Below are 2042 nucleotides of genomic sequence, written 5' to 3'. Positions count from 1 at the left end.
GGCGGTCGATGACACCCGCGGTATCGTTATCAAGTATGAGGATAATCTTATCAACGCCTATTACCATTCCACCTGCGGCGGGTATACCGATGATATCGAGGAGGTCTGGGACAAACCGGCCGCGCCGTACCTCAAGGCGGTCGACGACAGCGGCATCTGCAACTGGTCGAAGTATTTTCAATGGAAAGAATCATTCACGGCACAACAACTGAAGATGCGCCTCGAGCAGTTTCTCTCGGCCGAGCGGGGGCGCGAAATACAAATGGGCGATATTCTGGATATCAAAGTGACCTCCCGAACCACCGGCGGGCGGGTGGCCGGACTGGTCGTGAAAACTGCCGAACGCAACTACACTTTCGGTAAAGACCGTGTCCGCTGGGTTTTCAAGCGTTCCTCCAATCCGGAAATGATTCTGCAGTCGGCCCGCTTTGATGTTATCACCGAACATGACACGGCCGGGAGACTGACCCGGGCCGAACTGGTCGGCGGCGGGTACGGCCATGGTGTCGGAATGTGTCAGTGCGGGGCGCTCGGAATGGCCCGCAAAGGAATAAAATTCGACCAGATCCTGCCCTTCTACTATAATAATACCCGACTGGTCAAGCTGTATTGATCCCGGCAGGATTCCGGAAATCCCATATAACATTCGAAATATTTTAATGTCTCCTGGTCGGTGTTTCCCTATATTTCCGGAAGGATATGGAAAATCGTCCAAAGACAGTCATTCTTAATTCTCGGCAGGGGAGACGACCGGTAGGGAACGACCCCTGGATAGTCAGCACCGCCCGCGCCGTGCAGGCGGCTTCCTTGCGCGGCTGTACTATTCTGACCTCGGTCGGCATATCCGGCTTTGAGCTGCCGCTTTTTCTCGCTGCCAGAGATAAATTATCTCAGAAGATTTTTATTCCCTTGGGACGCGGCGAGACAATTCCCGCCATGCAGAAATTCTGCTCCGAGCAGTTTTGTCTCGTGGAAGAGACAGTAGAATGGCGCGTAATCGAAATCGGCGAATCGGCCAATGATCCCCGCGATCTTCCATTACGGCGGGACCGATTGATTCTGAATGAAGCCGATATTGTCTATCCGGTCTCCATCCGTCCGGGCGGCAATATGGAACGGCTCTTGTTTGATATTTCCGGACAGAAAATCGTTGAGGATAGCTTCCGCGTGCCGTATCAGGCAGCGCCGCGGCATATCAAGCTGGAAATAGAACCGCAAAAAGTCAATCGGGAGATGGATGCCCTGCTTGATAATTATCTTATTCACTGGACTAAGAGCAGTCATACCCCCTGGCCCGGTGAGAGATGGTGTGATTACTATGAAGCGATCGTCCAAGCAATAGATACTTATCCCCGTTCGGGATTGGATACTTTGTGCCGCATTCTGGAAGAAAGAAAAATCCGGGCATCATTTCGTCACCACCGCAAGGGATTTCCGGCCGTAGCCTTCTCGGCCCTGAAACCATCGGAGGCGGCCGGCCTGATGCAATGGCGGGCCCGTTTTCAGGAAATGACCTTTGAGCCGTATGGAATCGCCGTTGAAAAAAAACTGGCCGCAGAAACAGGAATCAAAAAAGTATTTTACGGCCATCCGGATATGTACCGATATCTCGAGGAAGAGCACAAACCTTATTTCCAGAGCATCGGCATCAGAGGCTTCTGGATGCCGGAAAAGGAATATCGCCATATCGGAGAATTTGACCTTAGAAAAATCCCGAACGACAAGCTCATGGTAATCGTCTGGCGTGAAGAAGAAAAAGAAAAAATAAGCGATCTTTTTGGCGGGACAGTATTATCCCTCTATCGGTGATTATCTAAAAATCAATGGGGTGAGTGGTTCAGGTCTTCTTGATAGATTCGAGAAGATTGAGATATCGCTGGGCCCATTTTTCGCGCGTATGGTGGCTGGTGACATAGTTATGATAACGCTTGCCCAGTTCATCACCGTCGATCTTCTTATTATACAGGGCGCGGACAATCTCGGCCAGCTGCTCGGGGTGTCCCGAAGAATAAGTCAGAGCCCCTCCGGCTTTTTCCAGGAGG

Annotated in this window: 3 protein-coding genes; 2 read left to right on the top strand and 1 reads right to left on the bottom strand. The window is 51.5% G+C overall.

Translation table 11 applies throughout. The annotated features are described in order from the left end of the window. Both NT002_14260 and NT002_14255 read left to right on the top strand, forming a co-directional pair. A partial coding sequence (locus NT002_14260; GenBank protein MCX6830426.1) for a SpoIID/LytB domain-containing protein occupies window positions 1–613 on the top strand: 613 nt, incomplete at its 5' end. An 86-nt stretch (window positions 614–699) separates the two neighbouring features. Continuing rightward, entirely contained in the window at window positions 700–1809 is a 1110-nt protein-coding gene (locus NT002_14255; GenBank protein MCX6830425.1) for a hypothetical protein, read from the top strand. 28 nt (window positions 1810–1837) lie between these two features. On the opposite strand, the gene NT002_14250 is transcribed toward NT002_14255, so the two are convergent. Next, window positions 1838–2042, bottom strand: a 205-nt coding sequence (locus NT002_14250) for a hypothetical protein (GenBank protein MCX6830424.1), incomplete at its 5' end; no start/stop codon positions are given.

It is taken from the genome of Candidatus Zixiibacteriota bacterium, assembly GCA_026397505.1.
GTDB lineage: Bacteria > Zixibacteria > MSB-5A5 > GN15 > PGXB01 > JAPLUR01.
Note: the sequence above shows the minus strand (reverse complement) of the source record. Positions and strands in the feature narration are given on the sequence as shown.